The sequence below is a fragment of the Blastococcus sp. SYSU DS0552 genome (assembly GCF_054050815.1).
Genome location: NZ_JBJHAB010000003.1, coordinates 191,919 through 216,364 on the forward strand (window position 1 = coordinate 191,919; position 24,446 = coordinate 216,364).

19 protein-coding genes, 1 tRNA gene and 1 pseudogene are annotated in these 24,446 nt (G+C 73.5%); 8 read left to right on the forward strand and 13 right to left on the reverse strand.

Translation table 11 applies throughout. From position 1 onward, the window contains the following. From ACI8AG_RS04570 to ACI8AG_RS04595, 6 genes are all read right to left on the reverse strand, one after another. Entirely contained in the window at positions 1–696 is a 696-nt protein-coding gene (locus ACI8AG_RS04570; RefSeq protein WP_456596086.1) for a DUF2306 domain-containing protein, read from the reverse strand. Between the two features lie 81 nt (positions 697–777). Then, positions 778–1,440 (reverse strand): response regulator, encoded by a 663-nt coding sequence (locus ACI8AG_RS04575; RefSeq protein ID WP_456596087.1) that lies wholly within the window; start codon positions 1,438–1,440, stop codon positions 778–780. Next, a complete protein-coding gene (locus ACI8AG_RS04580) occupies positions 1,437–2,558 on the reverse strand; it encodes a sensor histidine kinase (protein ID WP_456596088.1) in 1,122 nt (373 codons plus the stop codon). Before ACI8AG_RS04580 ends, ACI8AG_RS04575 begins: the two co-directional genes overlap by 4 nt. 169 nt (positions 2,559–2,727) lie before the next feature. Then, positions 2,728–3,387 carry a DUF305 domain-containing protein gene (locus tag ACI8AG_RS04585; protein WP_456596089.1) on the reverse strand — a complete coding sequence of 220 codons (660 nt, stop codon included), beginning with the start codon at positions 3,385–3,387 and terminating at the stop codon, positions 2,728–2,730. A 90-nt stretch (positions 3,388–3,477) separates the two neighbouring features. Continuing rightward, entirely contained in the window at positions 3,478–3,918 is a 441-nt protein-coding gene (locus ACI8AG_RS04590) for a DUF6153 family protein (RefSeq protein ID WP_456596090.1), read from the reverse strand. A 79-nt stretch (positions 3,919–3,997) separates the two neighbouring features. Then, positions 3,998–6,001: a heavy metal translocating P-type ATPase gene (locus ACI8AG_RS04595; RefSeq protein ID WP_456596091.1), complete on the reverse strand. Its 2,004-nt coding sequence runs from the start codon at positions 5,999–6,001 to the stop codon at positions 3,998–4,000. 6 nt (positions 6,002–6,007) lie between these two features. On the opposite strand from ACI8AG_RS04595, the gene ACI8AG_RS04600 reads away from it, so the two are divergent. Beyond that, positions 6,008–6,226 (forward strand): hypothetical protein, encoded by a 219-nt coding sequence (locus tag ACI8AG_RS04600; protein WP_456596092.1) that lies wholly within the window; start codon positions 6,008–6,010, stop codon positions 6,224–6,226. A 586-nt stretch (positions 6,227–6,812) separates the two neighbouring features. Then, positions 6,813–6,886, forward strand: a tRNA-Gly gene (locus tag ACI8AG_RS04605). Between the two features lie 315 nt (positions 6,887–7,201). Here ACI8AG_RS04605 and ACI8AG_RS04610 read toward each other — a convergent pair. Next, positions 7,202–7,585 (reverse strand): MerR family transcriptional regulator, encoded by a 384-nt coding sequence (locus ACI8AG_RS04610; RefSeq protein WP_456596093.1) that lies wholly within the window; start codon positions 7,583–7,585, stop codon positions 7,202–7,204. A 48-nt stretch (positions 7,586–7,633) separates the two neighbouring features. Here ACI8AG_RS04610 and ACI8AG_RS04615 point away from each other — a divergent pair, with 48 nt between their 5' ends. Further along, a complete protein-coding gene (locus ACI8AG_RS04615; protein WP_456596094.1) occupies positions 7,634–8,941 on the forward strand; it encodes an MFS transporter in 1,308 nt (435 codons plus the stop codon). Positions 8,942–9,274: 333 nt separating this feature from the next. On the opposite strand, the gene ACI8AG_RS04620 is transcribed toward ACI8AG_RS04615, so the two are convergent. After that, complete coding sequence (locus ACI8AG_RS04620) at positions 9,275–9,931, reverse strand: TetR/AcrR family transcriptional regulator (RefSeq protein ID WP_456596095.1); 657 nt, start codon at positions 9,929–9,931, stop codon at positions 9,275–9,277. A 102-nt stretch (positions 9,932–10,033) separates the two neighbouring features. On the opposite strand from ACI8AG_RS04620, the gene ACI8AG_RS04625 reads away from it, so the two are divergent. Continuing rightward, complete coding sequence (locus ACI8AG_RS04625) at positions 10,034–12,067, forward strand: erythromycin esterase family protein (protein ID WP_456596096.1); 2,034 nt, start codon at positions 10,034–10,036, stop codon at positions 12,065–12,067. Positions 12,068–12,802: 735 nt separating this feature from the next. After that, positions 12,803–13,423 (forward strand): annotated as a pseudogene (locus tag ACI8AG_RS04630) (CapA family protein); the annotation flags it as partial. A gap of 429 nt (positions 13,424–13,852) precedes the next feature. On the opposite strand, the gene ACI8AG_RS04635 reads toward ACI8AG_RS04630, so the two are convergent. Both ACI8AG_RS04635 and ACI8AG_RS04640 read right to left on the reverse strand, forming a co-directional pair. Beyond that, positions 13,853–14,011 (reverse strand): CsbD family protein, encoded by a 159-nt coding sequence (locus ACI8AG_RS04635; RefSeq protein ID WP_456596097.1) that lies wholly within the window; start codon positions 14,009–14,011, stop codon positions 13,853–13,855. A gap of 159 nt (positions 14,012–14,170) precedes the next feature. Beyond that, positions 14,171–15,184: a helix-turn-helix transcriptional regulator gene (locus tag ACI8AG_RS04640; RefSeq protein WP_456596098.1), complete on the reverse strand. Its 1,014-nt coding sequence runs from the start codon at positions 15,182–15,184 to the stop codon at positions 14,171–14,173. A gap of 52 nt (positions 15,185–15,236) precedes the next feature. Between ACI8AG_RS04640 and ACI8AG_RS04645 the strand changes: the two genes are divergently transcribed. After that, positions 15,237–16,382 (forward strand): epoxide hydrolase family protein, encoded by a 1,146-nt coding sequence (locus ACI8AG_RS04645; RefSeq protein WP_456596099.1) that lies wholly within the window; start codon positions 15,237–15,239, stop codon positions 16,380–16,382. A gap of 804 nt (positions 16,383–17,186) precedes the next feature. Further along, on the forward strand, positions 17,187–17,789 hold the full coding sequence (locus ACI8AG_RS04650; RefSeq protein ID WP_456596164.1) for a DUF1697 domain-containing protein: 603 nt from the start codon (positions 17,187–17,189) through the stop codon (positions 17,787–17,789). A 618-nt stretch (positions 17,790–18,407) separates the two neighbouring features. Here ACI8AG_RS04650 and ACI8AG_RS04655 read toward each other — a convergent pair. Then, on the reverse strand, positions 18,408–18,623 hold the full coding sequence (locus ACI8AG_RS04655) for a hypothetical protein (protein ID WP_456596100.1): 216 nt from the start codon (positions 18,621–18,623) through the stop codon (positions 18,408–18,410). 264 nt (positions 18,624–18,887) lie between these two features. On the opposite strand from ACI8AG_RS04655, the gene ACI8AG_RS04660 reads away from it, so the two are divergent. Further along, complete coding sequence (locus ACI8AG_RS04660) at positions 18,888–19,181, forward strand: DUF1330 domain-containing protein (RefSeq protein WP_456596101.1); 294 nt, start codon at positions 18,888–18,890, stop codon at positions 19,179–19,181. Between the two features lie 865 nt (positions 19,182–20,046). Here ACI8AG_RS04660 and helR read toward each other — a convergent pair. Both helR and ACI8AG_RS04670 read right to left on the reverse strand, forming a co-directional pair. Beyond that, positions 20,047–22,191, reverse strand: coding sequence for an RNA polymerase recycling motor ATPase HelR (gene helR, locus ACI8AG_RS04665; protein WP_456596102.1), 2,145 nt, complete (start codon positions 22,189–22,191; stop codon positions 20,047–20,049). A 110-nt stretch (positions 22,192–22,301) separates the two neighbouring features. After that, positions 22,302–24,350, reverse strand: a complete 2,049-nt coding sequence (locus ACI8AG_RS04670) for a cation:proton antiporter domain-containing protein (protein WP_456596103.1) — start codon at positions 24,348–24,350, stop codon at positions 22,302–22,304. Positions 24,351–24,446: the final 96 nt, after the last annotated feature.

The window sequence follows — 24,446 nt, forward strand, 5'->3', positions numbered from 1 at the left end:
TCACCCGAACTGCTCGACCGGCGCCGTCCGCAGGCCGGTCGCGGTGGGCAGCCGCCGGCCGGCCGGGCGACGGCGGATCAGCCACTCGGCGACCGCCAGGTTGATCAGCCAGCCGGCGCCCATGGTGAGGGCCTCGGCCGTCGGGCCCGGTGCGCCGGCCACGACCAGCCAGAAGCCGGCGGTGAACACCTGCGTGCCGGCGCCGAGCCCGAGGGCGTAGCCGCGCAGCATCCAGGCCCGGTGCCGGCGGATGTCGCGGCGCAGGACGGCGGTGACACCGAGAACGATGGCCACGGCCATCCCGGCCCCGGCGGCCGCACGGAAGACCGTGAGCAGCCCGCTGTCGGCGCCGGTGATCACGGCGGTGAGCCAGAGCCCGCTGAGTGCGGCGACGAGGCCGACCGGGGCGACGATCCGCCCGGTCACCCGGTGCCAGCGGGGTCGGCGTCCCCGCGTGCCCGGCACGAACTGGAAGGCGCCGACCACGGTGAACACCAGCGCGCTCAGGATGTGCACCACGAGCGGCACCGGCGCGGCCGCCGAGCGCGGCGGTTCGGGGAGCGCTGCCGCACCTCCGGAGAGCTCGATGAGCCGGGCGGCACCGGCGAGGAGTGGCACGAGGGCCAGGGCGATCAGGGCGGCTGGCACCAGCCACCGCCGCCGGGGGCGGGACGTCGTCGGCGCTGCTGTGGTCATGCAGCCATCGTCGGGAGCAGGCGGCCCCCGATCATCGGGAGGAAGTGCGGATCTGAGCTCGTCCTTTAGTACGAGCCCCGGTCACCGGCCGGGCGCCACGCGGCGGGTCTCGTACGCCCAGATCGCGATCTCCACCCGGTTCCGGACGCCGAGCTTCGCCATGAGGCTGCCGACGTGCGTCTTCACCGTGCTCAGCGTGATGTGCAGCTCGCGGGCGATCTCGTCGTTCGACCGGCCGCGCGCGACGGCGGAGAGGACCTCCTCCTCCCGGTCGGTGAGCGGGTCGATCGGCTGGGCGGGCGAGGCTGCGGGGGCGGCGCCGGCGAAGGCGTCGAGCAGCCGGGCGGTGACGCTCGGGGCGATCAGCGCGTCCCCGCGGGCGGCGGCGTGCACGGCCTGGGACAGCAGGTCGGGCCCGGCGTCCTTGAGCAGGAAACCCCGGGCGCCGGCGCGCAGCGCGGCGTAGACGTACTCGTCGAGGTCGAAGGTCGTGATGACGACGACGGGGATCGGATCGGGAACGTCCGGGCCGGCGAGCCGGCGGGTGGCCTCGAGGCCGTCGGTGCCGGGCATGCGGATGTCGAGCAGGCAGACGTCGGGGCGCAGCCGGCGGGCCAGGTCGACGGCCGCCGCGCCCTCCGCGGCCTCGCCGACGACCTCGATGCCGGGCTGGGCGTCGAGGATCATCCGCAGCCCGGTGCGCACGATCTCCTGGTCGTCGGCGACGAGCACCCGCACGGTCACGCGGGCCCCCGCCGGGGCAGCTCGGCGCGGACGGTCCAGCCGCCGTCGGGCCTCGGGCCGGCGTCGAAGGTGCCGCCGAGCAGGGAGACGCGCTCGGCCGTGCCGCGCAGACCGAACCCGGGGGCGCCCGGCGCGGGCGCGCCGTCGCCGTCGTCGCTGACCAGGAGGTCCACCCGGGCATCGTCGACGACCACCCGGAGGTCGACGCGGGTGGCGCGCCGGGCGTGCCGGCGCGCGTTGGTGACCGACTCCTGGGCCAGGCGGTAGACGGCGGCCGCCACGGACGGGGCGACGGCGTCCGCATCGCCGGTCACCCGGACGTCGACGGGCAGGCCGTCACCCCCTGCGAGGGCGGCCAGGTCGGCCAACCCCGGGGTGGGCGCGAGGTCGGCGGGCCCGTCGCGGCGGAGCGCGCGGACCATGCCGCGCATCTCGGCGAGGGTGGTGGCCGCCTCCTTCTCGATGAGCTCCAGCGCGTCGACCGCGACCTCCGGGCGGGTGGCCGCGGTGGCGAGGCCGGCCTGCGCGCGGACGGCGATCGCCGAGACGTGGTGGGCGACGGTGTCGTGCAGATCGCGGGCGAGGTGCTCCCGCTCCCGCGAGGCGACCTGGTCGAGCTCGCGGGCCCGGGCGCGCGCCCGGAAGCGCGCGGCCGCGCCGAGGGCCAGCGAGGAGAGCAGGACGGCGGCGCCGCCGATGGCGTCGCCAGGTGTGGCCGAGCCGAGGACCAGCGAGACGACGGCGCCGGCCAGCAGGACGGCGAGCCCGGCCAGCGCCTGGGCACCCGAGCCCCAGCGCACGACGGCGTAGGGCAGCAGGAGCCCGAACGCGGCGGTGTACATGCCGTCGGGGTCGCCGGTGCCGGCGGGGAGCACGGCCAGCAGGGCGAACCAGGCGATGAGCACGAGCACCGGCTGGGTGCGGCGCCAGAGCAGGAGCGGGGCGAGCGCGCAGAGGACGGCGACCTGCAGCCAGCGGGAGGGCAGGTCGGGCCGGAGCAGCCCCTCGAGCACGGCGGCGACCGGGACGAGGGCGGCCAGCGGCCAGTCCCGCCGGCTCCGGGCGGGGGCGTCCGGCGGCCTCGGCTCGCGCCAGAGCGAGCGCAGCAGCGCGATCACGCCGGTCACCGTACGAGCCGGGACCACAGAGTTGATCAGCCGGAAGGAGGAGATCGTGGGGTGCGACGCTCACGAACCTCCCGCAGGTGCACGACGTGCACGCGGGCCGGCGGGCTCCGGGCCGCGGCGGGAGCGGGCGCACGGCTCCGCATCCCGCCGCGGCGCCGGGTCATCCACCCAGGTCGGTGAGCAGCTGCTCCATCTCGGCGATCTCGGCGGCCTGGCTGTCGCGGATCGCATCGGCCAGCGCCATCGCGTCGGCGTTCTCACCCTCGGCGAGCTGGGTCTCGGCCATGCGCACCGCGCCGGTGTGGTGGACGACCATCTGCTCGAGGAACAGCCGGTCGAACTCGGCACCGGTGGCCGCCATCAGCGCGTGCATGTCCTGCTCGGACATCATGCCGCCCGCCCCGTGGCCCATGCCGTCGTGACCCATGCCGCCGCGACCCGTGCCGTCGTGACCCATGCCGTCCATGGGCTCGGCGCCCCACTGGTCGAGCCAGCCGCGCAGGATCTCGATCTCGGGCCCCTGTGCGGCTTCGATGCGCTCGGCCAGGTCCCGCACCCGCGGGTCGGCGGCCCGGTCGTCGGCCAGCTGCGCCATCGCGAGGGCCTGCTGGTGGTGCGCGATCATGCCGGCGGCGAACGAGACGTCGGCATCGTTGAAGGCGTCCTGCGTGCCGGCCGAGGCCCCCGCGGAGGGGGCGGTGCTGCCCGTCATCGAGCCGTGCCCGGCGACGTCCGTGTCGTTGCCGCAGCCGGCGAGGACGAGGGCGCCGGCGACCAGGGCTGCGGTCAGGCCGTTGCGGCGGGCGGTGGTGGTGATCATGTCGTGCTCTCCTGACGAAGGTGGGATCGAAGGCGTGCGCGGACCGCCGCCGGGGCCACGTGGCCGGGGCGGGACGGTCGGGCGGTCGGCCTAGATCCGCAGCAGGCAGAGCGCGGACAGGTCCGGTGGTCGGAGCGGGAGCGACCCGGCGGCGGCGCGGGCCCGAGCCCGGGCCAGACCTCGGGGGACGACTCGCGCCGGCCGTGGGGCGAGCACCGCGTGCAGCAGGGCCAGGCCGGCGGCGAGCACAGCCAGGCAGACGGTCCACAGGTGCCCGGCCGTACCGTCCGGGGCGTCCTCGTGGCCGGCGCCGGCCAGGGCGGCGGCGGAGCTCGCGGCGGGATGGCCGGGCACGGAGCCGGCTGAGGTGACGACGGCGCCGCCGGGCTGGTCGGCGGGATGCGCTGCCACCCCCGCCGGACCGGCGGCGTGCCCGGCGTGGAGGTCGGTGCTCCCGGCGAGGCACTGCACGCCGTGCAGCGCGAAGACCGCAGCCAGCAAGACCAGCGCTGTCCACCGTCGCGTCCTCACCGCACCCCCTTCCCCCGCGAGGCCAGGCGGACGCACCGGGCGCCGACCGGCGCCCGGCCGCCCGGAACGGCCGGCATGGTCAACGGGGTCCGGCAGCGGCCGGTTCCCGATCGGCCACGGCACGCCCCGCGGACACCGCGGCGACGCTCGCCTCCGGGCGCAGGTCCAACCGCCGCAGCAGCTGTGCGTTGGACGCCACCACGACAGTGGACAGCGACATCAGCAGCGCGCCGACCTCCATCGGCAGCACGAACCCCACCGGGGCCAGCACACCGGCGGCCAACGGCACCGCGAGCAGGTTGTAGCCCGCACCCGCCCAGAGGTTCTGCTTCATCTTGCGGTACCCGGCGCGGGAAAGACGGATCACCGAGAGCACGGCGCGGGGATCGGAGGAGGCGAGGATCACCCCGGCCGACGCGATGGCGACGTCGGTGCCCGCACCGATGGCGATCCCCACGTCGGCCTGGGCGAGGGCCGGTGCATCGTTCACGCCGTCCCCGGTGAAGGCGACGGCCCGTCCCTGTCGTTGGAGCGCGGCCACCCGCTCGGCCTTGTCCTCCGGGCGCACCCCCGCGATGACCTGGTCGACGCCCAGTTCGTCGCCGACCGCGCGGGCGACCGGCTCGGCGTCGCCGGTGATCATGACGACCTCGAGGCCGAGAGCGTGCAGCGCATCGACGGCTTCCCGCGATTCCGGACGGACCTCGTCGGCCAGTCCCAGCGCGCCGACGACCCGCCCGTCGACGAGGACGTGCAGCACCGTCATCCCCTCCTCGACCCACGACCGGGCGGCCGGCAGCGGTGCCAGCCCGTGCTCGACCAGCAGGTTCGGGCCGCCGACGGCGACGGTGCGTCCGTCGACGGTGGCGGTGACGCCGACGGCGGCGGACGCGCGGAAGTCGCCGGCCGACCGCCCGGGCAGGCCGCGCTGACGCGCCGCGGCGACGACGGCCCGGGCGAGCGGGTGCTCGCTGTCGGCCTCCGCGGCGGCTGCCAACGCCAGCACCTCATCCTCGCTTCCGCCGGTGGTGGCGATGCGGTTCACCGCCGGCTCACCCCTGGTCAGGGTGCCGGTCTTGTCGAACAGGACGGTGTCGATGGTCCGCATCCGCTCGAGCGCAGCGCGGTCCTTGACCAGCACGCCGCCGCGCGCGGCGCGCTCGGTGGAGATGGACACCACCAGCGGGATGGCCAGGCCCAGCGCGTGCGGGCAGGCGATCACCAGGACGGTCACCACGCGGGTCAGCGCGGACTCGGGCGCGCCCAGCAGCGACCAGACGACCGCGGTGACGGCCGCCGAGGCAACGGCGAACCAGAACAGCCAGCCCGCGGCGCGGTCGGCCAGCAGCTGCGCGCGGGTGGTCGAGGACTGCGCCTCGGCGACCAGCCGCTGGATGCCGGCCAGCGCCGTGTCGTCGCCGACCGCGGTGACCCGCACCCGGATCGCGGTGTCGGTGGCGACGGTGCCGGCCACCACGTCGTCACCGGGGCCGCGGAGCACCGGCCGGGACTCCCCGGTGATCATCGACTCGTCCACGTCGGCGGTGCCGTCGACGACCCGGCCGTCGGCGGGCACCCGGCCCCCGGGCCGGACGACGACCACGTCCCCGACGGCCAGCTCGGCCGGAGGCACCGTGACCACGTGGTCGCCGACGACCTTCTCGGCCTCGTCGGGCAGCAGCGCGGCGAGGGAGTCCAGCGCGGAGGAGGTCCGGGCCAGCGAGCGCATCTCCAGCCAGTGCCCCAGCAGCATGATGACGACGAGCAGCGCGAGCTCCCACCAGAAGTCCAGCTCGTGGGAGAGGACCCCCAGGGTGGCGCCCCAGGAGGCGAGGAAGGCCACGGTGATGGCCATGCTGATCAGCAGCATCATCCCGGGCTTCCGGACCCGGACCTCACCGAGCGCCCCGGTGAGGAACGGCCGTCCGCCCCAGGCGTAGATCACCGTGCCGAGCGCCGGCGGCACCCAGGCCAGGCCGGGGACGTCGGGCAGCCGGTAGCCGACGAGATCGGCGAACATCCCGCTGAGCAGCACCGTCGGCAGCGCGAGCGCCAGCGTGATCCAGAACAGCCGCCGGAACATCGCCACGTGGTCGGCGCCGCCGTGACCCGCGTGCCCGGGGTGCTGCCCGTGCCCGGCGTGCTGCCCGTGCCCGCCGGGGTGGCCGTGTGCAGCGTGGCCACCGGCCGCGGCTCCGCCGCGGTGGCCGGCGAGCACCTGGGCGTGACCGTCGGCACCCCCGTGGCTCGCGCTCAGGGGGTCCTCGGCCGCCGGGGCGGTGCCGGCTGGCCGGTCCACGACGGGTAGCCCCTGCCCGTGCGTCGGCCCGGATGCGGCCCCCTCCCGGGTGCGCGCGTGGTCGTGAGCGGAACGGCTCCACGGATCGGACATGACGTTCTCCTCTCGCCTCGAGCTCCTGCCGGAAACCCGGGCGATCGCTCCCCGTCCGCGCGATGCGCTCGAGCTGCCGACGCACGGGAACTTATACCCCGGGGGGGTACTAACGCCAGGGGTATGTCGAACCGGATGCGCGGCGCATCGTCGGCGGATGGCAACTCCGAGAACCACGGCCACGGTCGGCGGTAGCCCGAGCCGAGCACCAGCCCCCGGAGGCCCTCCCCTCGCGCGGGCCGGCGGGCCGGAGCGCTACCGCCGGGTCGCGATCCCCAGCGCCGACCCTCGGGGCCTGCCCCGAGCAATTGGCGCCGCAGCGCTGCTGACCGCGGGCCTCGGGCTCCTGGGCGCGACGGGGCTCACGAGCACATCAGACGCCGCCGCGCACGCCGGATCCAGCGCGCGCTACCCTGGTTGCCGACCGGAACCACCGCTGACCTCGGTCGGCTGGTTCTCACACGGTGAGGAATGGTCGCCAGACGTTCACTCACGTGGTCTCGCGGGTGTAGCTCAATGGTAGAGCCCCAGCCTTCCAAGCTGGCCATGCCGGTTCGATCCCGGTCACCCGCTCCACGTTTCGACCAGCTCGTATGCGCGTCCGTTCAGGTCGGCAGAGCGTCGACGTTCCTGTCATGCCTCAGTCGTGCGTCCGGGTTGACCGCCGACCACCAGCCTTGACGGCTGCTCGTGCCCCGGTTGACGCACGACTGCGCCTGCCATCTGGTCGGCGGCGCGACCGGCGACGAAAGGCCCGGCCTATTGCACAGCACCGCGTCGGCCGCGGGGAAGTGCCGACGTGGCATTGCGGAACAGCCCTGACGTCGCCTCTCCTGGGCCGCCAGGGGACGCGGTCGGTCGCGACTCCGCCCGTGCCCGTGCGCGTAGGGCTCAGCGGCCGACGCCACCGAGGAGGTCGCGGTGCTCGGTCGCGGCCAGGAACGCCCGGATGGTGTCCCGGCTGTGGCTGAGGCACGCGATGCGCGCGTCGAGGTTCGCCAGCTCGGCGGCGAGCTTCTCGGCCAGGCCCCGTGAGCAGACCTCGGCCATCTCGGGGGCCCGAACGCCCTCCAGGTCGAGGATCGCCCGCACCAGCCGGGTAGGCACCCCGGACCTGACCAGCAGCGCCACCCGCTCCACGCGGGCGACCGCCTCTTCGCCGTAGCTGCGGTACCCGTTGTCCGACCGCTCCGCCGCCAGCAGCCCCTGCTGCTCGTAGTAGCGCAGCAGGCGCGGAGCCACCCCGGTCCGGCGGGCGAGCTCGCCAATCCTCACGCTTCAACCCTTGACCTTGACATTAGTGTCAGACTCTAGCGTCACGGCATGGACCGACGCCTCCGCCCCGCGCCGCGTTCGCCCATCCGGACCGCGGCCGCTCCGTCCGAGCCCGCCGGCGCCTCGTGGGCCGCCCTGCTGGCCCTGGCCGCCACCACGTTCGTCGTCGTCTCCGGCGAGATGCTGCCCACCGCCGTCCTCCCCCGCCTCGCCGCCGACCTCGACGTCGAGGTGGCCTCGGCCGGCCTGCTGGTCTCGGCCTGGGCGGCAACGGTGGTGGTGGTGAGCGTCCCGCTGGCCCGGCTCACCGCACGCTTCCCGCGCCGCCGTGTCATCGCCGGGGGCCTGCTGGTCGTGTCGGTCGCCACGCTGGTCACCGCGGCGGCCGACGCGTTCGCCGTCGCAGCCCTTTCCCGCATCGTCGGCGCAGCCGCTACCGGCGTGCTGTGGGCGACGCTCAACGCCCAGGTCGCCGACATGGTGCCCGACCACCGGCTCGGGCGGGCCACCGCGATCGTCCTGACCGGCGGCACCCTCGGCACCGTGCTCGCGGTGCCGGCGGCGGCCGCCGTGGCCGGCGCCTGGGGGTGGCGCTGGCCGTTCGTCGCCCTCGCCGTCCTCGGTCTCCTGGTCACCGCGGCGGTCCTGGGCGCCCTCCCGCCCGCGGGGCGCCCGGCGGCGCGCAAGGGTACGGCCCGGCCGGGCGCGTCGCCGATGCGCCCGGTCGCCCTCCTCGGCGCGCTGGGCGGCGTGCTGCTGGCCGCCCACTTCGCGGCCTTCACGTTCATCACCGAACTGCTCGACGGTCCGGCAGGCGGCATGCCCGCCTCGGCACTGCTTCTGGTCTTCGGGGCGACGAGCGTGGGCGGTGTCGCCGCAGCCGGCCGGTCCGGCGACCGCTTCCCCCGCGGCACCGTCGTCGGGGTGGGGGCACTGCTGTCCGCCAGCCTCGCCGCGGTGGCTGTGCTCGGCCTTCACCCCCTCCTCGACGTCCTCCTCGTCGGCGTCTGGGGCATCGCCACGGGCGCCGTCGGGCCCGCGGTGCAGACCCGCATGATGCGTGCGGCCGGCGTCGCGCACCGGGACACCGCCGGGGCGCTGGTCCCCGTCGTCTTCAACCTGGGCATCGCGCTGGGTGCCACGCTGGGCAGCGCCGTCGTCGCCGGGGCGGGGGTCGCACTGCTCCCGGCGCCGGCCACCGCGCTGGCTCTGGTGGCGACGCTCGGGCTCTCCCTGGCCGTCGGCGTCCTCCGGCTGCACCGCCGCCCCGCCACCCGCCCAGCGCGGGAACGCCGGCAGCATCCGCCGGTCGTCGCCACACCGGCCCCGGAACTGTGCTCCCGCACCACCGGCTGATCCCGTGCGACCACAGGGGCGTCAGCCGACGGTGCGCCCGTGGTGCGTCCCCGGCCACCAGCCGCGAGTGGCGGCTCTCCGACGAGACCGAACACCGACCTCGCGTACGACCGGCTGGCCCGCGCAACCGCCTTAAGGGCCGAAGAGTGTGGCTACGTCGCCATCCGGTCCACCCCCGGTCCGGCACTCGCCGCCGGCCTCGTCGACCCACCCGCCGACCAGCTCGCCTGGATCATCGACAAGCTTCGCGGGTGGACCCACCCTCGCGCCGACCTGCCCCACGAGGCGGTGGAGCCCCGCCCCCGACCCGCTGGGTGGCCGACGCGACCTCCGTCATCGACCGTGCACGTGGGACCGGGCCGGTAGGTAGCCGTGCAGGAAGGCGTGCACGCCCGAGCGGACGATGCGCTCGACAGTCGCCTGTTCCAGTGGGATGGCGCCGTAGTAGGAGCGATCGGTGACGTCCCACGCGGCGAGCAGTACGAAGTGGTTCGCGGCCCGGTCCGAGTCATCGATGAGGAGAAGGCCGCGATCGGCGAGCGCTTCCAGGCGCAGGGCGAGTTCGCGCATCACTCGGCGTGGGCCGGCGTCCTGCCACCTCTCGATCAGCTCGTGCGGCAGATGGCCGACTTCTGCCGTCATCTGCCGCACGAGAGCGAAGTGATCAGGGAAGTCGGCCATGGGGGTGACCCACGCGAGTCCGAACTCCACGAGGTCGGCTTCGAGGTCGGTGATCTTGTGGAGGTAGCGATCCATGAGGGCCACCTGGGCGTCTGCCACGTGTGTGGCACTGGCCTGGATGACGAAGAGGAAGAGGCTCTTCTTGTCGATGAAGTGGTTGTAGATGGTGCGGGTGGAGACGGCCGCTTCGGCGGCGATGGCGTCCATGCTGGCGCGGGCGTAGCCGTCCCGTCCGAACACTCTCAGGGCTCCGGCGACAATCGCCTGGCGCTTGTCCACTGCTCTGGGTGCAGGTGCGTCGTTCGTCACGGACGAATCCTCTCTTCTGCAACGAGCGTTGCACAAACTACAACGCTCGTTGTACCGTCCAGTCGACGCAGGATCTGCGTACGCCCAGAGGAGGGAGGACTCATGAGGATCGCCATCGTCGTCGGGAGCACCCGTCCGGGACGTCAGGCCGAGACGGTTGCCCGTTGGGTCCAGGCCGGCGCCAGCCGCCACGGCGGCGCAGTGTTCGAGATCGTCGACCTGGCGGAGTACGCGCTTCCGTTCCTGGATGAGCCCCGCCCGGCAGCGCACAGCGCCGGCCATGTGCATCCGCACACCCGAGCGTGGTCCAGGACGATCGCCGGCTTCGACGGCTTCATCTTCGTCACACCTGAGTACAACCGGTCCACCACCGGGGTCTTGAAGAACGCCATCGACTTCCTCTACGAGGAATGGCACCACAAGGCTGTCGGCTTCGTCGGCTACGGCCTCGCCGGCGGTGTGCGGGCAGTCGAGCACCTCAGGCTCGTCGCGGCCGAGCTCAAGATGGCCGACGTGCGGGCGCAGGTCGCGCTGTCACTGTTCGACGACTTCGAGGACGGACGGTTCTCTCCCCGACCCCACCACGACCAGGTCCTGGACACCCTCGTCGACGAGCTCGTCACCTGGTCGCGGGCCCTCGCACCGTTGCGGATGACGCTCCCCGGTGGGTCGAGCGACGACCAGGTGCCGCGGGGCGACGAAGCGAGCGGCGCGCACTCCACGCTCGACGATGGCCAGACGGTGGGCGAGGCGGTGGTCGAGCCCGAGATCGGCACCGCAGTACGCGCGCGGTTACGCGACGCCGCACGTCCGGTGACACGCACGGACGCCGGCGCGGGAATGGACAGTCTCGAAGGATTGGTCGGCGCGATCGGGGAGGCACGGGTGGTCGGGCTCGGAGAGTCCACACGCGCCGCACACGAGACCTTCACCCTCCGGGATCGGATCTGGCGGGCGCTCGTTCAGGCCAGGGGCTTCCGAACCCTCGCCATCCAGGACGGTGCCGCGGTCGTCGACGACCTCGATGCCTGGGTCCGCACCGGCGACGGCGATGTGACCGAGCTCCTGTCCCATGCCTGGCGGCCCTGGCGGACCGCCGAGATGACGCAGGCCCTGACGTGGATCCGCGCCTTCAACCTCGACCACCCCGACGACCAGATCCGGCTTCTCGGTGTGCAGCCCACCGTCGTGCAACCGGCGGACTACGACACCGTCCGCGCACTCGTGGCCGACACGGCGCCGGAACTGGTCGGCCAGGTCACGCACCACCTCGACACCATTCGGAGTGCTCACGACCTCGACGAGCACGTCCAACGGCACCGGGGCACCCACCCGGGAACGCCCTTCGTCGAACACGCTCGTGAGGCGCACCGGCTGATCCGCGGGCTGCCTGACTCCGCCGCCCGAAGCGCGGCGCTCGAGATCGCCGAGCGCATCGTGGACTTCCACGCCCGCAGCGTCGCCGGCGGCGGATTCGACCGCGAGCACGAGGAAGCGGTGGCCGCCGCCCGGATCCTCGAGTGGCAGTCGACAACCGGTCAGCGGGTCGTCTACTGGGACGGCATCGTCCACACCGCCGCCACCGGAACGGCACCCGGTCGGCGTGCCGACGAACTGCCCTCGAGCGCCGGCGGACACCTGCGCCGCCACCTCGGACGCGACTACGTCTCCGTGGCCATCGGCTTCCACCACGGCGAGGTGCAGGGCGCCACCGTCCCTGCTCCACCACCCGACTACATCGACGGGATCCTCGCCGATGGGACCCCTGCGACGTTCTACCTCGACCTGCGCGGCCCCGCCCCCGCGCAGGTCAGCCGTTGGCTGGCGGAACCCCGCAAGGTGAGGGTCATCAACGGCGTGTACGACCCCACTCGGGACGACGCCGCACACGTCACCGCCGCATCACTGTCCGCCTGGTTCGACGTGCTGGTGCACATCCGCGAGGTGACCCCGACCGCCGAACTGCACAACCCGGGAGAAGGCGCGCGACCTTCGGATCCATCACGGTCTGCCCTGGCATCCCGGCGCCAGGAACGACGCAGCGACCTGGCGACCGCCGTGGGCGAATCGCCCACGGGTTCGTCGACATCGAACTCCCGACAGTCCGATCGAGGAGATGACTCTCCCGGCGGCTGAACTCCTGAGGCGCTAGCCCGCCGCCGAGGCCCTCTGCGGTGGGCGGCACGGAGCGCATGCAGATGCGCTCGATCCCTTCACCTGAGAACCACCCTCGACCCGCCCCTGCCTGCCCCGCGGGCGGTCCGCGGAGCGGCACCGCATCCCCGAGGTGGCGGTACCCGCCCGGCCCGGTCGGGACCGACGAGGCCAACACCGCCGGCACCGCAGCGCCCGCCGGGGCGATCGAACGCAACGCCCTGCGACCCGCCGTCGCCGAGGGCGGACCTGAGCTCGACCTCCCGGCTCCCTGATGGCAGGTCTCGGCGAACGGCCGCAACCGGCCAACGACCGGACCGCCCACATCCGCGCCGCCGGAACGTCCGTACCGCCGCCTCGACACTGAAAGGACCCCAGCACCGTGACCACCACGCACCAGCCCACACCCGCCCACCATCGTGAGACCCAGGCCCTGGGATGCGGGGGCACCCGCACGCCGGATCGGTCGCGACCGGGCGGGCGCCGGCGCGTTCGGGCTCTTAGCCAGGCGGTGCACAGGACGGCAGCCGTGTTCCTCATCCTGGGTCGGCCGCCTGCGGAGCAGCCGACCGCGGGACGGCGGGACCGGAGGCTGCCCCTACGCCGCCGGCGAGCGCCTGGGCGCCGACCGGGCGGGACACCCGGGCGCCCTCCTCCACGGACAGGCCGACGCCGGCACCGCCGCGAGACGCGCCGATCGTGGCCGTCGGCGACGTGGTGACGGGGGCAGCGCCGCGACTCCCCCCGGACGGCGGGCGCGGCCTGTTCACCGCGGTGAATGACCCGCTCGTCGGCGACGTCGTCCTCGCCAACCTGGACCAGGCTCTGACGGACGCGACGGTATCACCGAAGTGCGGGCCGGGCCGCCCCGACTGCTTCGCCTTCCGCACGCCGCCGGCCTACGCACAGGTGCTCGCCGACGCTGGGTTCACCGTCGTCAACCTGGCGGACAACCACACCCGTGACTTCGGCGAGCAAGGGCTCACTGACACCCGCGAGGCCCTCACCGCGGCCGGCGTGAGCCACACCGGCATGCCGGGGCAGATCACGTACCAGGAGGTGCACGGCGTGCGGGTGGCCATCATCGGCTTCGCGCCCTACTGGTGGGCGCAGAGCCTGCTCGACATCGAGACCGCCGAGCAGCTCGTACGCGAGGGAGACGCGAAAGCGGACCTGGTCACCGTCATCATCCACGCCGGTGCGGAGGGCCGCGGCCACCAGCACACCCGCCCCGGCACCGAGGTGTTCCTCGGTGAGGACCGCGGGGATCCGATCGCGTTCTACCACGCGGTGATCGACGCCGGGGCCGACGTCGTCCTCGGTGCAGGACCGCACGTACTGCGCGGCATGGAGTGGCACCGCGGCCGCCTGATCGCCTACAGCCTCGGCAACTTCCTCGGCTCTCGCTCGCTCTCGAACGACGGCCCGCTGGGCATTGGGGCCGTGCTGTCGATCGAGCTGACCCCGACGGCCGCTGGGTCCGGGGCCGGCTGCTGCCCACTCGCATGGTGCGACCGGGGGTACCCGAGCCCGATCGCGACCGGCAGGCGATCAACCTGGTGCCCTCCCTGTCGGATCACGACTTCGGCGAGTGCGGCGTGCGGATCGCCGGAGATGGTCGGCTGGAGGATCTCACATGCTGACGGCGACGTCGGCCGTCCGGTACACGTCATCGCCTGCCGCGACCGGCGCGCCTCCAGGTCCCTCGGCGCCGGGCCCGGGGGCGCCCCGGACGCCGCCGGGGCAGGCGGCCGGTCGCCGCCCGGCCTACTTGACGACGTCCTCGATCTTCTCCCGGCCTATTTGAGGTTGCCGCCGGACTGGTCGACCTTCCCCGGCCTGCAGGTCCTTGCCGTCGGTCGTCCTGCCTACTACCTGCTTGCCCTGGCCGCTGAGTTCTTCGAAGTTGTCCTTCCCCTTGTCCATACCGCTTGTGCCTGTCGGGTACCCGGCGCTCTCGCGGTCAGTCGCAGATGGCCGGTCGTCACGAAGCCCGAGCGGTCATCGCGTCGGACTCCTGAGGGACACGACAACCGGCGCCGCCGCCGTCCTGGAGGCACTGGGCCAGTAGCACGGCTCAGGTCACTACTCGAGTCCAGTAGTCGTCTCAGTCCGGGGTCCGCTTGCGGAACGACAGCGGTCACGGCTGTGGCGTGCGGCGTCGAGGAGGCGGGCGCCGAGCGCGCGAACGTGTTCGATGAGTTCGGGCGGCTCGTGCACCTCGAAGGGGACGCCGAGTTGGGCCACCCACACCGAGAGCTCGTCGAGGGAGTTGGCGCCGGCGTTGAGCACGCACCTGTCGTCCGCAGCCGGTTCGACCGCTGCAACAGTGGGCGGCATCCGGGTGGCGACGACGTCGGCGGGGGCGTGCACCGTGAACCGGCCGCGGTAGCGGTACGGATGGATCGAGATCTGCTCCGACACGTAGCGGGTCAGGTCGCCGCCTGGCGGCTCGCGGGGAGCGAAGCGCGGCCCGTTCGGCGTGCGCAGCCGCATCCGGTCGACGCGGAACGTGCGCCAGTCACTCCGACTCGTGTCCCAGGCCACCAGGTACCAGCGGCGTCCCGAGCTCACCAGCCGGTGCGGCTCGGCGGTGCGGCGGCCCTCGGCGCCGTTGCGGGAACGGTAGTCGAACCGCAGGCTCTCCCGGTCGCGAACGGCCGTGGCGATCGCGGTGAGCGCGGCCGGGTCCACTTCGCCGGCCGGGGATGCCAGCGGGACCGTGGCCGCGCGCAGGGCGCTGACGCGGTGCCGGAGCGGGGGCGGGAGCACCTGCTCGAGTTTGACCAGCGCGCGAACCGAGGTCTCCTCGATCCCGGCCACGCCGGAGACCGCGGCGGTGCCGAGTCCGACGGCGACCGCGACGGCCTCGTCGTCGTCGAGCAGCAGCGGCGGGACGCCGGTGCCGGCGCCGAGGCGGTACCCGGGCGACCCGGCGGTGGCGTGCACGGAGTACCCGAGCTCGCGCAGCCGGTCCACGTCGCGGCGGATGGTCCGGGTCGAGACGCCCAGCCGCTGGGCGAGCTCCGCCCCCGGCCAGTCCCTCGGCATCTGCAGCAGCGAGAGCAGCCGCAGCAGTCGGGCCGAGGTTTCCAACATGGGAACCATCCTAGGACTGCCCCTGTCCTAACCGGTCCCTAGCGTGACCGGCATGAACGACGACACACAGATCCGCCCGTTCCGCATCGACGTCCCGCAGGCGCAGCTGGACGACCTGCGCCACCGGCTCGCCGCGACCCGTTGGCCGGACGAACTGCCCGGCGTCGGCTGGTCCTACGGCGTCCCGGTCGGCTACGCGCGCCGGCTGGCCGAGTACTGGCGCACCGGATTCGACTGGCGCGCCGCCGAAGCGCGGTTGAACGCATTCCCCCAGTTCACGACCCGCATCGACGGGCAGGACATCCACTTCCTGCACGTCCGCTCGCCGGAGCCGGACGCGCAGCCGCTGATCATCACGCACGGCTGGCCCGGCTCGGTCGCCGAGTTCATGAAGATCATCGGGCCGCTCGCCGACTCTGCCGCGCACGGCGGCGAGCCGGGCGACGCGTTCCACGTCGTCGCCCCGTCGATCCCCGGGTTCGGCTTCTCCGGGCCGACCACCGAGCCCGGCTGGGATCTGAACCGGGTCGCTGGGGCGTGGGCCGAGCTGATGCGGCGCCTGGGCTACCACCGCTACGGCGCGCAGGGTGGGGACAGCGGCGCGGTCATCTCACCGACGCTCGGCCGCGCCGACGCCGCGCACGTCGTGGGCGTGCACGTCAACGGCGGCCTTGGCTTCCCGACCGGCGACCCGGCCGAGTTCGACGGGCTCACCGAGGCCGAACTCGCCCGCCTCGGCCAGTACCAGGACCAGGACCGCGCGGGCTACGCGGTGATCCAGTCGACCCGACCACAGACCGTGGCGTTCGGCCTGCACGACTCGCCCGCCGCGCAGTTGGCGTGGATCGCCGAGAAGTTCAAGGAGTGGACCGACCCGGCGCGAGAACTCCCCGAGGATGCGGTCGACGTCGACCAGTTGCTCACTGACATCAGCATCTACTGGTTCACCGGCACTGCGGCTTCCTCGGCCCGCCTCTACAAGGAGACCCAGAAGTCGTGGGGCACCGCCGCCGAGTACTCGCCGCTGCCGCACGGCGTCGCCGTCTTCCCCGGCGACCCCGGCGTCCGCCGGATCGCCGAGCGCGACCACAAGGTCGTGCACTGGTCGGAGTTCCACCGGGGCGGCCACTTCGCCGCCATGGAGGCGCCCGAACTGCTCGTCGAGGACATCCGGGCCTTCTTCCGCCCGCTGCGGTAGCGGCTCCTCCCTCCCCGGTCGCCCGCCCGGGAGCCGCGCACAGCGATCAGCCACCCACTCGTCGGCCTCCACAGGCGTCACCGCCGGAAGCATCCGAAACCTGTTGGTCGCCGACCTGTGCCACTGTTCCGTTCTGCCTGCCGCGGCTCCTGCGCCGGCCCCACGCCTCGGCGCACTGCCGGCTCTGGTAAGCCCAGGAGCCACAGCGGTACCGGCTAGCCCACCCTGGAGGAGCGCGCTGAGCGCGCGACGTTGCCCGGCACCGTGTATGTGCGCCGGAAGGGACGGCGTCTTTCAGCGGACCTGCCGGCAGCGATCGGGTTGGGGCAGTCCTGAGCAGACCGGGACGATCATTTTGGGCGGGAGCACTCCGCCTTGGACCCATTGCCCCTGGCGTGCCCCGCCAGCGGGAGGTTGGGCTCGATGCCGATATTGGATGAGGAGGCTGACACATGGGCGACGTTGCCGAATGTGCTGCTCGCTGGATCCCGACGGTGAGCGGCAGTGTTCCCCAGAGTCACAACCGCGGCGCGCTACTCACCGTGGATGAACTGACTCTCGCGGAGATCGCCGGGTGCGTGCGGACGGGAGCCCACCATGCATCCATTCAGAGGCGGCAGAGACGATTGGATGAGGCGACCGGCGTTCTAATCGGGGCTGGCGGGCTTGGAGGATGAGACCTCAGTACCTCGCCGAGGGATCCTCGAGAAATCGCCGACTGTTCGTCGATGACAGATCTGGGGTCGGCCCCGCTCCCGGCAGACAGGGGGCGACCCCGTGACCGGCAGGCCCGCGGCGCGGACCATGGCGGGACGCGGCCAACACGGCAGCCCGCAGGCTCATCCCCGGACGCCGTGGGCGGCCAGGTACGCCGTGCTCCTTCGGGCGATCAACGGTTCACCTCGCAACCGACTGTCCATGGTCGACCTGCGCCGACGCATCGAGTTCTGTGGCCTCGCCGACGTCAGCAGCTACCTGAGCACTGGCAATGTCGCAGTGACCGACCCGCTCGGCCGTTCGCCGAGCGGGATTGCGGCCGCCCTCGATGCAGGACTGGCACGCTCGGGTCTGGTCCGAGCCGACGCGGTCGTATGGCGGCCATCTGAGCTTCACGATCTGGTGGCCGCCGACTGGTTCGTCGGCCACCCAGCAACACATTGGCGCCAGTGCGCGTCGTTCCTGAGCTCAATGCCGCGACGTGACGGCAGAGCCGCTGTGCAGGCGCGAGGCGGGGTGATCGTCCACGCCGACCACCGGATCGTGCTCACCGCCTACCCACGCGAGCGGACGGCCTTCAGCCTCAACGTGGAGGAGGCATACCAGGTCAGCGCAACAACGCGATGGTGGAACGTCGTCGCCGGATTTACCCGGGAGCACCTGAGGGGAACGTCGGCGCAGAGCCTGTAGGCACCCCCGTCATCCCGCAAGCCCGAGCCAGTCCGCCACGACGAGTGCACGGCAGCATCGTCCGCGTTCCGCCCGCCCCTGTCCGGCCGCCAGATCACGTCCGCGCCGTGGTCAAGCACCTCGGCAGGTAACCCGAGGCCGGACATGCATCCCCGCTCAACGCATCGCCCTGTGCCTGGTCGTGACCGCGGTCGCGCCGTACACCACGCTCAAGATCCTGTGGCTCACCGGGAGCACGGTCGGAGTGGAGAGCTCCGCCGGGACGGCAGAGCTCTCCACAGCAGCCACGTGGTCGTCGGCAACGTCGTCATGATCCTGGTCGGGTCGGTGGTTCCGCTCGTGGCGCGAGGAGCTCTCCGGCCGCGCACCGCCTGGGTGCTCACGTGGCTGGGGGGGGTGCACGACCGCCGCGCTGCAGGGGCCGACCTGGGTGCTGCTCCCCGACCAGGGCGATCCGCTGCCCGGCGATGGTCCTGACGGCGCTCGTGACGCTCACGGGAAGCGTCGCGTACGGACTCGCCGTCCTGCACCGGCGTATCGCGGAATTCAGGGAGACGGGTCTACGGAGAGGAGCCCCCTGACACGGCTTCGGACTCCGGGACGTCGACGGCCACGGGCTCACGCCACCGATGCCGCCATACCGGCGACGCAGGCGTGCCGGCCCGGCAACTCGTAGGTCTTCCCCGCGTGGTCGCCTTCGGCGAGTGCCGCGACGGCGGTCGGCGATGTCGTCCGCGTCGATGAACGGTTCGAGGGCACTGCCGGTGCAGGTGATGAACTCGCCGGGGCGAGGATCGACCGGTGCAGGAACGGCGACCCGGCGAAGTTCTGCACGGACCACGTCCGTCGCAGCGCCGTCCACGCCGCGCCGGCCGACCTGGTAGATCTCGGATCGGCAGGCGCGTGGCGGACGGGTCGCCGAGCCGCACTGGCAGCAACGCCTTGGAACCCGGCAGGTCTGCCCCTTTCGCCCGACCGGGTCCGTGCAGAGGGTTCAGCCATGGCCATCGACCTGATGGACGCGACCTGGCTCGCCCCCGCGTTCTCCGACGTCTTCCGACAGGTGCAGCACCTGCGCGGCACCGAGAAGGGACACCCGTGACCAAGGCGTACTGGATCAACACGTTCCGCGCGATCAACAACCCTGCAAGACTCGCCGCCTACGTCGACCTCGCCGGCCCTGCCATGCTCGCCGGCGGCGGGCGGTTCCTGGCCCGGGGCACCCCGGCCGCGGCCTTCGAATCGGGAGTGCTCGAACGGACCACTTTGATCGAGTTTGACAGTGTCGAGCAGGCCGTGGCGGCGTATCGCAGCGACGCCTACCAACGCGCGCTCGCGGCTCTTGGCGACGGTGCCGCGCGGGATATCCGAATAGTCGAATCCGCCTCTTGATCTTGCTACGGCTGAATCTGCTCCGGTGCATGTGGCTCACCTGATTCCCGGGACCCAACGCAGCTCGGTGACCAGCCGAGGGAAGGCCATCGCGTCGGAATCGTCGCTCTCATGCTTCGCGTCGTTGTGGCCTCCTCGGAGTTGCAGCGGCCCGCCGACGCCGGCGTGTTCGTGACCACTCCAACGAGACCTCGGTGAGGACCTGCTCATCCATGACCAGGCTGGCCCATTCCCGGACCACAGGAACGCTGATCGCGTGCAGGCGGCGCAGGCATCAGGCGCTGCCGTCTAGCGGGCCAGCGGCTGCCCGACCGATGCAGCTCGGCGTGCACCTTCTCGATCAGAGTCGTCGCCGCGTCGTTCAGCACTGCCCAGGCCGGCTCGACCCCGGATCGGGGTTGAGATCTCGATCGCCCGGCGCAGGTCCCGGTTCTCCCGCGCCGGCACGCCCAACCGGGCGCACACTATTGATCTTCGTCGGCCCGGATGGCGCGCCGATCGACGCAACAACTTCGCCTCCGCGTGGGCTCCGGCAGCGGAAGCGGCCGGACTCGCAGCCGGCTCTCCCCTCCATGACTTGCGTGGCTCGAGTGCCACCATCACCGCCGGTCATGGTGGCACCATCAATGAATCGATGAACCGGCTCGGGCAGCTTCGCCCGCGGCGGCGGCGCTGCCAGCGCCCGGAGCAGAAACAAGATGTCACTCTTGCCGCCGCCGCGTGTGCGGCGCTGAGGCAATTCGAAGGCATGGCTTTGAACTGATTGTGCCTTGACCAGAAAGGACTAGTCGAAGAACCCACCCCTCCACGCTGGCCATGCCGGTTCGATCCCGGTCACCCGCTCCGCGCTGGCCGACCGCAACCCTCACGCGCTCGTCAGCACGACGAGCTGCTGGGTCGCCCGGGTCATCGCGACGTAGCGGTCCACCGCTCCCCCGACGCCCGTCCCGAACCGCTCGGGGTCGACCAGGACGACGAGGTCGAACTCCAGCCCCTTCGCCAGCGACGGGCTCAGCAACCGCACCCGGGGCATCTCCGGGAACGCCGGGTCGCCGATCACGCAGGCGATCCCCTCCGCGTGCGCGCCCAGCCACTCGTCGACGATCCGGGGCAGCGACGACACGGACCCGTGCACGACCGGGACCCCGGTGCTGCGCACCGACGTCGGCACGTTGGCGTCCGGCAGCACCGCCCGGATCACCGGCTCGGCCTCCGCCATGACCTCCGCTGGCGTCCGGTAGTTCACGGTCAGCGACATCCGGCGCACCTCCGCCAGCCCGACCCGCTGCAGCCGCTCCTCCCACGACTCGGAGAACCCGCGCCGCGCCTGTGCCCGGTCCCCCACGACCGTGAAGCTCCGGGACGGGCAGCGGCGCAGCAGCATCTGCCACTCCGCGTCGGTCAGCTCCTGCGCCTCGTCGACGACGACGTGCGCGAACGTGCCGGCCAGCGGGTCGGTGTCCGCCGCGGGCAGCGCGGCCTGGTCGACCAGCGCGTCGCGGAGGTCGCCGTGCCGCAGGCTCGTCATCAGGAGCAGCTCGGAGTCGTCGGCCGCGATCAGCTCGTCGATCACCGCTGACATGCGCTCCCGCTCCGACGCCACGACGGCGGCCTCCCGCCGCGCCCGCCGGGCCGCCCCCGGGTCGCCCAGCCGCTGCCGCGCCGCGTCGAGCAGCGGCAGGTCGGCTCCCGTCCACGCCTGCGGGTCCGGGCGCTGCAGCCGGCGCACCTCCTCGGCGCTCAGCTCCGGGGCGCACCGCCGCAGGTAGGCCGGCACCGACCACAGGTCACCGACGAGGTCGCCGGGATCGAGCAGCGGCCAGGCGCGGTCGAACACCGTCCGCAGCTCCCGGTCCTCCTCCAGCGCGGCGCGGACCAGCGAGGGGTCGACGTCGGCGTCGTGGGCGTCCACCACGATCTCGATCAGCGCCGCCCACACCTGCTCGCGCGCCTCGTTGTGCGGGGTGCCGGGCTCGGGCGCCTCGAACGCCTCCGCCCAGTCCTCCGCGGTCAGCCGGACGTCGTCCCACGGCGTCGTCACCGTCGTCCCCCGGGCCGGCGGCTCCTCGTAGAACCGGACGGCGGCCTCGATCGCCCCGACCATCTCCACCGACGACTTCAGCCGGGCCACCTCCGCATCGGCCTCGGCCACCGCGGCCGCCCCCTCGGGCACCAGGTCGCGCAGGGTGCACGTCCGCACGCCCTCCTCCCCCAGGCCGGGCAGGACGTCGGCGACGTAGGCCAGGTACGGCTCGTGCGGGCCCACGAACAGCACGCCGCCGCCACGGTGCCCGACGCGCGGGTCGGCGTAGAGCAGGTAGGCGGCGCGGTGCAGGGCGACGACGGTCTTGCCGGTGCCCGGCCCGCCGTCGACGACGAGGGCGCCGCGTGAGCCGGCGCGGACGATCGCGTCCTGGTCGGCCTGGATGGTGGCGAGCACGTCGCGCATCCGGGCCGACCGGGTGCCGCCGAGGCCGGCGAGGAAGGCGGACTGGTCGTCGAGCGCGGCGTGCCCCTCGAGCCCCTCGGGGGTGAAGACCTCGTCCCAGTAGTCGGTGATCCGGCCGCGGGTCCAGCGGTAGCGGCGGCGGCTGGCCAGGCCCATCGGGTCGGCGTGGGTGGCGGCGAAGAACGGCTCTGCCGCCGGCGACCGCCAGTCGACGAGCAACCGGCGGCCCGCTCCGTCGGTGAGCCCGAGCCGGCCCACGTACACCGGCTCGCCGCCGTCGGCGGGCACCACGCGCCCCAGGCAGAGGTCCAGCCCGAACCGGCGCAGGGTGCGCAGGCGGGCGGCGAGCCGGTGCACCTCCAGGTCGCGTTCCAGCGCCGCCTGGCCGGCGCCGCCAGGGGCGGCGCGCTCGGCGGCCAGCCGCCGGGAGAGCTCGGCGATCGACCGTTCGAGGCTCTCGGCGACGGCCGCGAAGTGCCGCTCGTCGGCGGCGATCAGCGCCGGATCGGCCTTGGCGGCCAGGCGCTCGGGGAGGTCGAAGGCACGGGTGGTCACGGGCACGGCAGCAGCTCCGATCCGGGGCCGCCGCCGGGTGCGATTACGCCCGGTCAGCGGCCTCGGCGGGCGAGTGTGCGGCCCTCCCCGGGTCTTGCCGCAAGCCCCGGGGTGCGCTATACGTTCGAGTGGGACGAGGGCTCGACCTCCGGGGCCGCCCCGGACGGCGCCGGCACCGTCACGTCGTCGACGAAGCAGTACGCCCAGCTCTCCCCCGGCTCGGCCGAGGCGGCCAGCGGGTGCTCCTCCCCCGTCGCATGCGCCCGCGCGTGCCGACCCGGCGACGAGTCGCAGCACCCGACGTACCCGCAGCTCAGGCAGGTGCGCAGGTGCACCCACTCGGTGCCCTCCCGCAGGCACCCCACGCAGCCCGGCGCCTGCGGCAGCACCGGCCGGGACGCCGCGCCGTGGTCGCAGCCGCTGCCCTCCGGCCACGCGTAGCGGACCACCCGGGCCGTGTCGACGACGGTCCGCCCCCGACCGGGGTGACCGTCGGGGTGCCCCAGCTCGGCCAGCACCGAGCGCAGCAGCGCCTGGGCGGAGAGCCGGTCCCGGTCGAGGATGTGGTCGGCGCCGGCGTCGGCCAGCTCGGCGACGTCGACCGCACCCAGCGGGCGCGTCATGATCGGCGCGGTGGTGGCCGCGCGGGCAGCGGCGACCACCCGCACCGCCTGCTCGGGGTCGTCCTCGGCGACGACGGCGAGGCGCGCCGCGGGGACCCCGGCCACCCGCAGCACCTCCCCCTTCGTCGGGTCGCCGCGCACCACGGCGTGCCCGGCGGCCTCCGCCTCCGCCGCCCCATCGGGGTTGAGCGTCGTCATCACCACGCCCATCCCCCGGTCGCGCAGGGTGGCCGCGAGCTCCAGCGCGGTGGGGCCCCACCCGATGATCGCCACGTGGTCCCGAGGGCCGTCGCCGTCGGGCGCCGCCTCCTCCGTCGAGGCGGGCGCGGCGCCGCGCGAGCGGTCCAGCCGCGCCGCCGCGGCGGCCAGCTGCGGGGTGACCAGCATGAGCAGCACCGTCGCGGCGACGGCGACCTGCGCGCCGTCGTCGGCCAGCCCGAGCGGCGCCAGCCCGGCAGCCGTGCCCACGGTGAGCAGCACGAAGGAGAACTCCCCGACCTGCGCCAGCAGAAGCCCGGTCGCGCCCGCGGTGCGCAGCCGGATGCCGACGGCGGTGGCGGCGACGGCGGTGGTCAGCGTCTTCAGCACCAGCACCCCGGCGGCCACCCCCAGCACGAGGGGCAGGTTGGCGAGCATGAAGCCCAGGTCGAGCAGCATGCCCACTGAGACGAAGAAGACCGCGCTGAACACGATCTGCAGCGGCAGCACCTCGGCGAGGGCCTGGGTGCTGGCGCGGCTCTCGCTCACCACCAGGCCGGCCAGGAACGCCCCGAGCGACACGCTCACCCCGGCCAGCGCGGTCAGGTAGGCGGTGCCGAAGCAGAGGGCGACGATCGCGAGGAGGAACACCTCCGGCGAGCAGGTGCGGGCTACCACGTCCAGCAGCGCGGGCATCACCCGGCGGGCCAGCACGAGCACCGCGACGATGACCCCGACCGCGGTGAGCACCGCCCACAGCAGCGAGCCGCTGGCGGAGCCGCCGCCGTCCGCGGTCGGGCCGAGCAGCGGCACGACCAGCACCATCGCCACCACCGCCAGGTCCTGGGCGATGAGCACGGCCAGCGCCAGGCGGCCGCGGACGGCGGAGCTCTCCCGCCGCTCCCCCAGCAGCTTGAGCACGATGGCCGTGGACGACAGCGCCAGCAGGAAGCCGGTGAACAGCCCGTCGCGCCAGTCCCCGCCCAGCGCCATGGTCAACCCCAGCCCGGCACCGGTGGCGAGCACCAGCTGCAGCCCGCCGGCGACGGCGATCCACGTCCACACCCGGGCCAGGCGCTCCAGCGAGAACTCGATCCCGATGGTGAACAGCAGGAGGATGACGCCGATGTCCGCGGCGGCCTCCACGGCCTCGCTGCTGTCCACCACCCCCAGCTGGGCCGGGCCGATCAGGACCCCGGCTACGAGGAACCCGACGATCGGGACGACGCGGGCCCGGGCCGACAGGTACCCGATCACCGCGGCGGCGACCACCAGCGCCGCTGTCGGACCCAGGTAGCCCGGCACCTCGCCGGCCGCGATGACGAGGTCTGTCTCGGGCGCCATGCCCGACATCATGCGCGCCGCCGCGGCATCTCCCCAGGCCGGCCGGCGGGCGGGAATCCGTGGTCGGCGGCGGCGTTGCACAGCGGCGGACAGCAC